The sequence below is a fragment of the Acidovorax sp. HMWF018 genome, assembly GCF_003061035.1.
Classification (GTDB): domain Bacteria; phylum Pseudomonadota; class Gammaproteobacteria; order Burkholderiales; family Burkholderiaceae_C; genus Acidovorax; species Acidovorax delafieldii.
On record NZ_QAIM01000632.1, the window covers coordinates 5,287 to 11,158 of the forward strand.

A 5,872-nucleotide genomic window follows, 5' to 3' on the forward strand; every position below is an offset into this window, starting at 1 on the left:
GATGTGCTGGCAGGTGGCAGCATGCCCGTAGCGTGTGACCACCACGCCAGAGAGCGGCGTGGGCCAGTGGGCCTCCAGCACCTGCGCCATCTGCGCCGATGCCTTGCCCGCGCCGATCACCACCGTGCGGCCCCGGGGCGGGGCAGGCAGGTGCGGCGGCAGACATATCGCGGGCTGCGCGGATGCGATGGCGGCATCGAACATGCTGCGCAGCCAGTGGCGGGCCTGGGTGTCGATGTGCGGGCTCATTGGGTCGTGGGGCAGGGCGCAGTGCGTGGGGGCCACGCGACTCAGGCGGCCTTTTGCAGCGGCGTACCGCTGATCAGCGCGCACACGGCGTCGGTCACCTGCGCCGTGGTGGCCGTGCCGCCCAGGTCGCGGGTGTGCAGGGCGGGGTTGGCGGTGACCTGTTCGATGGCCTGCATCACAGCGCGGGCAGCATCCACCTCGCCCAGGTGCTCCAGCAGCATCACCACTGACCAGAAGGTGCCGATGGGGTTGGCCAAGCCCTTGCCCATAATGTCGAACGCCGAGCCGTGGATGGGCTCGAACATGCTGGGGTAGCGGCGCTCGGGGTCGATGTTGCCGGTGGGCGCAATGCCCAGGCTGCCCGCTAGCGCGGCGGCCAGATCACTGAGGATGTCGGCGTGCAGGTTGGTGGCAACGATGGTGTCGAGCGTGGCGGGGCGGTTGACCATGCGGGCCGTGGCGGCGTCCACCAGCTCCTTGTCCCACTTCACGTCGGGGAACTCGGTGGCCACCCGCGCGGCGATCTCGTCCCACATCACCATCGCGTGGCGCTGGGCGTTGCTCTTGGTGATGACGGTGAGCAGCTTGCGGGGGCGCGACTGCGCCAGGCGGAAGGCAAAACGCAGGATGCGTTCCACCCCCACGCGGGTCATGATGGACACATCGGTCGCTGCCTCGATGGGGTGCCCCTGGTGCACGCGGCCGCCCACGCCGGAGTATTCGCCCTCGGAGTTTTCTCGCACGATGACCCAGTCCAGGTCCTTGGGGGTGCAGCGCTTCAGGGGCGCATCAATGCCCGGCAGGATGCGTGTGGGCCGCACGTTGGCGTACTGATCGAACCCCTGGCAGATCTTGAGGCGCAGGCCCCACAGCGTGATGTGGTCGGGGATGTCCGGGTCGCCCGCCGAGCCGAAGAGGATGGCATCCTTGCCGCGCAGGGCATTGAGCCCATCGGCCGGCATCATCACGCCGTGGGCGCGGTACCAGTCGCCGCCCCAGCCGAAGTTCTCGAATTGGAACTGCAGGCCCGTGTGGTGGGCGGCCAGGGCTTCGAGTACGCGTTGGCCTGCGGGAATCACTTCCTTGCCGATGCCGTCTCCGGGGATGGTGGCGATTTGGTAGGTTTTCATGAAGGTCTCTGCTCTTGGAGTGTGAAAGCGTCGGGGGAAGGCTTGCGGGGTTGTCGTGCCGCGAAAAAGCGGGAGGAACAAAAACAGTGAGAGCGACTGTAGGTATCCGCTCGTTGTAAAAACGGCGGACAAGTGAATCCATCGTTAACCTGCAGTTGATAATGCGGCGATGAGCTCTACCATCCAGCCCGCAGAACTGGGCTTCTTCTCGGCACTGGCGGCCAGCCCCAGCCTGAGCGCCGCCGGGCGCGAAATGGGTGTCTCCACCGCCGCCGTGAGCAAACACCTGGCGCAGATGGAAAAGCGCCTGGGCGTGGTGCTCATCAACCGCACCACCCGGCGCATGAGCCTCACGCCCGAGGGCGAGCTGCTGCTGGAGCACGCGCGCCGCATCCTGCGCGAAATCGATGCGCTCGATGAACTCATCGTGCAGTCCAAGGCCAGCCCCAAGGGCCTGCTGCGCGTGAACGCCACCCTGGGTTTTGGCCGCATGCACATCGCCCCCGTGATCTCGGACTTTGTGCGCCATTACCCCGAGGTGGATGTGCAGCTGCAGCTGTCGGTGCACCCGCCACCCATCACCGACGATGCCTACGACGTGTGCGTGCGGTTTGGCGAACCGCCCGACGGCCGCGTGATTGCCCGCCGCATGGCCCCCAACCGGCGCGTGCTGTGCGCCGCACCCGCCTACCTGGAGCAGCATGGCAGGCCGCGCGTGCCGCGCGACCTGATGGAGCACCAGTGCATCGGCATCCGCCAGGGCGACGAGGCCTACGGCCTGTGGCGCCTGACCACCGGGCGTGGCAGCAAGGCGCACACCGAGTCGATCAAGATCACCGGCAACCTCACCACCAACGACGGCGAGATCGCCGTGCTGTGGGCACTGCAGGGCCACGGCATCGTGATGCGCGCCGAGTGGGACGTGAACCGCCATCTGGCCCAGGGCCTGCTGGAGCCCGTGCTGCCGCAGTACCACACGCCTGCGGCCGACATCTATGCGGTTTACCCGCAGCGCCACCAGTTTTCGACGCGGGTGCAGGCGTTTGTGGGGTTCCTGGCCGAGGCATTGGCCGCGTCAGGCACGCTGGCAGGAGTGGGCGTGGGTGGCCGCATGGACAAGCGGCGGGCCGCGCGGGTTTCTTGACCCGGTGGGTGGCGCGCAGGCCGTTGCCGGGTTAGGGTGTCGCCAAGGCATTCTGTGATGCCTCTATGCCCCCCGGACCCGTACCTGGCTTTCATTGCCCCTGCTTTGCCCATGAAAACATTGTTGCCGCTCATCCCCCCGCTGTTGGTTGCCCTGTTTGCCGGGCCTGCGCAGGCCGCCGATTCGCAGGTGGCCGCCGATTGGTCCCTGTCCGCCGATGGCGCTTATGTGTTGGACCAGCGCGCCGGCCTGGCCTGGCCACGCTGTGTGGAGGGCATGCAATGGACCGGCAAAACCTGCACGGGCCAGCCCCTGCTGCTGGACCGTGCCGAGGCCACGGCCCTGGCCTCTGACCGCTGGAAGGCCGAGGGTGTGGGCTGGCGCCTGCCCCGTGCGACAGAGCTGCAGCGGCTGGTGGACAAGGCGCTGTCGCCCCCGGGCCTCAACCCTCTTCTGTTCCCGGCGGCGCCGGGCCAGTGGCACTGGACGTCCACCGCCAACGTGAGCGCGCCCAGCGTCAACCAGTACACCTACGGCAACATCGCCCAGAGCCGGGCGGGTGATGGCGCGCGGCAGGCGGCCATGATCAACGGCTGGGCGGTGAACCTGTCCACCGGCGAGGCGCGCGGCGATGCCGCGCGGGCCAGCAAGCTGCCGGTGCGGCTGGTGCGGCCGATGCCGGTGGGGGCCGCCAAATAGGCGGTCGCTCCGCAGCAGCCGCATCCGGCAGGACAGGGCGGGGCGGCAGGGCGCTTCAAGCGGTCTCTGGTTGTGCGTCGGCTGCTGCAAACACCTCGCGTGCCGCGGCCAGTCCGTTGAGCGCGGCCGGAAAACCTGCGTACACCGCCATTTGCATCAGCACCTCCACGACCTCTTCGCGGGTGACGCCCACATTGAGCGCCGCCTGCAAATGCACCTTGAGCTGTGGCGTGGCGTTGCCCAGCGCGGTCAGTGCGGCGATGACTGCAATCTCGCGGCTGCGCAGATCGAGTCCGGGGCGCGAATAGATGTCGCCAAACGGAAACTCGATCAGGTAGCGCGCAAAGTCGGGGGCGATGTCGGCCAGGCTGGCGACGACACGCTCACCCGCGTGGCCGTCGATTTCGCGCAGCTTGGCGAGGCCCTGGAGATAGCGGGGTTGGGTTTCGGGGGACATGGGAGCTTCCTTGGTGGGTGGACGACGGGGTGGACCGAAGGGAAGCTTCCAGGCCCTGGTAGTGCGCGATCTTGGCTTGCAGCGCCTGTGCGGCTTGCTGCATCGTGGTGATCGTTGCCAGCACCTGCGCCAGGTGCTGTTCCAGCAACTGGCGCCGCTCGGGGGCGGTGGCGTTCCCTTCGCTGCGCAGCCGCGCAAAGGCCTGCATCTGCCCAATGGGCATCTGGGTCTCGCGCAGGCGCAGCAGGAATCCGATCCATTCCATGTCCGACGCCGCATAGCGGCGCTGGCCACCGGGTGCACGGGCTACCGGCGCAATCAAACCGGCGCGCTCGTAGTAGCGCAGGGTGTGTGCGGTAAGGCCTGTGCGTTTGGCGACTTCGGCAATGGTGAGGAGGGATGCCATGGGAACGATTCTGAAAGTTGGAGTGCACTCTAAGTCAAGCACTGAATCGCTCCAACGTGACAAGGGGTCGCAACAGGCCGCTGTCTAACCCTTGTTCGTATTCGCAGCCTCGTGATCTCTAGCCACCCGCGTGCTTGCAAGCAGTCTCTTCACCGCAGCTGCAACGCCTGCAGCACCAGCGAAAACGCAGGCGATGGCTGACGCCGACTGGGGTAGTACAGGTGGTAGCCCGCGAACGGTGGGCACCAGTCTTCCAGCACTCGGACCAAGCGTCCGTCTTCGATGTGGGTGGCCAGTTCGTCCTCGGGCAGCAGCGCAATGCCCAGCCCGGCCAACGCTGCATCGACCTGGGGCGGGGCGGTGTTAAAGATCAGCGGGCCATCCACCCGCACGTTGACCTGTTTGCCCTTGCGCGCAAAGTCCCACACGTACAGGCCGCCCGAGGTAGGCATGCGCTGGTTGATGCACCGGTGCGCCGTCAGGTCGTGCGGGGTTTTGGGAATGGGATGGGCGGCAAAGTAGCTGGGCGATGCGACCACGGCCATGCGAAGCGGCGGGCCGATGGGCATGGCAATCATGTCCTTGTCGATGGTGTTGCCCAGGCGGACCCCGGCGTCAAAACGGTCGGCCACGATGTCGCGAAAGCCGTAGTTCATGTCGAACTCCAGCGTGATGTCGGGGTTGTCGTGCAACAGTGGCATGAGCTTGGGCAGCAGCGTGGTGTGCATGACGTGGTCGCCGCAGGTGATGCGCACAGTGCCTGCGGGTTTGTCGCGCAGTGCGGTCAGCGCATCCAGCTCGGCCTCAATATCGTCAAAGCGGTGACCGATGGCTTGCATCAGGCGTTCGCCCGCTGGTGTGGGCGAGACGCTGCGCGTGGTGCGTGTGAGCAGCCGGATCTGCAGGTGCTCTTCAAGGCCACGGATGGTCTGGCTCAGCGCGGACTGCGTGACGCCCAGAGTGGCTGCGGCCCGGGTGAAGCTGCCCTCGCGCGCCACGGTGACAAAGGCCATCAGATCGTTCAGGTTGCGTCTCGCCATGTCTGATTCTCTGGATTGATTGGTTAGCCAGTCTTATAAACCCATTCGCCATTCATTATCTAGTCGGCGCAAGCAATGCTGGGCAAACTTCTCGCCATGGCACAACGCATCAGCACCCACCCCTTCCAACGCCGCGCCCTGGTGGGTGTCGCCTTGGGATTCACCCTGGCAGCCGGGGTGATGCCCGCCACCACCTTTGCACAGCAGGGCCCCATGAAAATTCATCTGCAAATTGATGGCGCCATTGCCACCGCCACCCTGGACAACAACGCCGCAGCGCGCGATTTTGTGGCCCAACTGCCGCTGTCGCTGACGTTGCAGAACTACGCGGAGATCGAACGCATCGCCACCCTGCCGCGCAAGCTGTTGGTGGACGGGGCACCGGCGGGCATCACCCCCAAAACAGGTGACATCAACTACTACGCGCCCTGGGGCAATCTGGCGATTTTCGTGGGCGATGACGCCTATGCACGCGGCCTGGTGCGGCTGGGCAGAGTGGACACGAGCCTGCCCGCGTTGCAGCGCCAGGGGCCTTTGAAGGTGCGTATCGAACGCGCCAGCGATTGACGCGTGGACAAAGCATTGGAGCGTCCAACGAAGGCGCGCCATCGACCCCCGCCTTCATTTCTCGATTTCTCGTCCTTCCCCAATTTCCTACCTCCCCAGGAGCATCGAACATGCACAACACACTCTCCAACATCCACGCGCAGCACCCAATACCCGGCACAGCCCCCCTCACCTCGGACC

Annotated in this window: 8 protein-coding genes; 3 read left to right on the forward strand and 5 right to left on the reverse strand. The window is 66.1% G+C overall.

Annotated features, from left to right (window positions below; translation table 11 throughout):
• Positions 1–249, reverse strand: a 249-nt coding sequence (locus tag DBR23_RS31925; RefSeq protein ID WP_233250772.1) for a DUF4147 domain-containing protein, incomplete at its 3' end; no start/stop codon positions are given.
• A gap of 41 nt (positions 250–290) precedes the next feature.
• Entirely contained in the window at positions 291–1,379 is a 1,089-nt protein-coding gene (locus tag DBR23_RS26735; RefSeq protein ID WP_108500098.1) for a tartrate dehydrogenase, read from the reverse strand.
• 169 nt (positions 1,380–1,548) lie between these two features.
• Here DBR23_RS26735 and DBR23_RS26740 point away from each other — a divergent pair, with 169 nt between their 5' ends.
• Entirely contained in the window at positions 1,549–2,523 is a 975-nt protein-coding gene (locus DBR23_RS26740) for a LysR substrate-binding domain-containing protein (RefSeq protein WP_108500099.1), read from the forward strand.
• 111 nt (positions 2,524–2,634) lie between these two features.
• A complete protein-coding gene (locus tag DBR23_RS26745) occupies positions 2,635–3,222 on the forward strand; it encodes a DUF1566 domain-containing protein (protein WP_056067596.1) in 588 nt (195 codons plus the stop codon).
• A gap of 55 nt (positions 3,223–3,277) precedes the next feature.
• Here DBR23_RS26745 and DBR23_RS26750 read toward each other — a convergent pair whose 3' ends face one another.
• The 3 genes from DBR23_RS26750 to DBR23_RS26760 all read right to left on the reverse strand — a co-directional run bounded on the left by DBR23_RS26750 (position 3,278) and on the right by DBR23_RS26760 (position 5,125).
• On the reverse strand, positions 3,278–3,679 hold the full coding sequence (locus DBR23_RS26750) for a carboxymuconolactone decarboxylase family protein (RefSeq protein WP_056744406.1): 402 nt from the start codon (positions 3,677–3,679) through the stop codon (positions 3,278–3,280).
• Positions 3,606–4,085, reverse strand: coding sequence for a MerR family transcriptional regulator (locus tag DBR23_RS26755; protein WP_108500100.1), 480 nt, complete (start codon positions 4,083–4,085; stop codon positions 3,606–3,608). Before DBR23_RS26755 ends, DBR23_RS26750 begins: the two co-directional genes overlap by 74 nt.
• 149 nt (positions 4,086–4,234) lie before the next feature.
• Positions 4,235–5,125, reverse strand: coding sequence for a LysR family transcriptional regulator (locus tag DBR23_RS26760; RefSeq protein WP_056744411.1), 891 nt, complete (start codon positions 5,123–5,125; stop codon positions 4,235–4,237).
• 75 nt (positions 5,126–5,200) lie between these two features.
• On the opposite strand from DBR23_RS26760, the gene DBR23_RS26765 reads away from it, so the two are divergent.
• Positions 5,201–5,692: a cyclophilin-like fold protein gene (locus DBR23_RS26765; protein WP_233250773.1), complete on the forward strand. Its 492-nt coding sequence runs from the start codon at positions 5,201–5,203 to the stop codon at positions 5,690–5,692.
• The last annotated feature ends 180 nt before the right edge of the window (positions 5,693–5,872 follow it).

Excerpts from the sequence above, each read along its gene's own strand:
- DBR23_RS26735 (WP_108500098.1), bottom strand. The coding sequence starts at position 1,379 with ATGAAAACCTACCAAATCGCCACCATCCCCGGAGACGGCATCGGCAAG.
- DBR23_RS26740 (WP_108500099.1), top strand. The coding sequence starts at position 1,549 with ATGAGCTCTACCATCCAGCCCGCAGAACTGGGCTTCTTCTCGGCACTG.
- DBR23_RS26745 (WP_056067596.1), top strand. The coding sequence starts at position 2,635 with ATGAAAACATTGTTGCCGCTCATCCCCCCGCTGTTGGTTGCCCTGTTT.
- DBR23_RS26750 (WP_056744406.1), bottom strand. The coding sequence starts at position 3,679 with ATGTCCCCCGAAACCCAACCCCGCTATCTCCAGGGCCTCGCCAAGCTG.
- DBR23_RS26755 (WP_108500100.1), bottom strand. The coding sequence starts at position 4,085 with ATGGCATCCCTCCTCACCATTGCCGAAGTCGCCAAACGCACAGGCCTT.
- DBR23_RS26760 (WP_056744411.1), bottom strand. The coding sequence starts at position 5,125 with ATGGCGAGACGCAACCTGAACGATCTGATGGCCTTTGTCACCGTGGCG.
- DBR23_RS26765 (WP_233250773.1), top strand. The coding sequence starts at position 5,201 with ATGCTGGGCAAACTTCTCGCCATGGCACAACGCATCAGCACCCACCCC.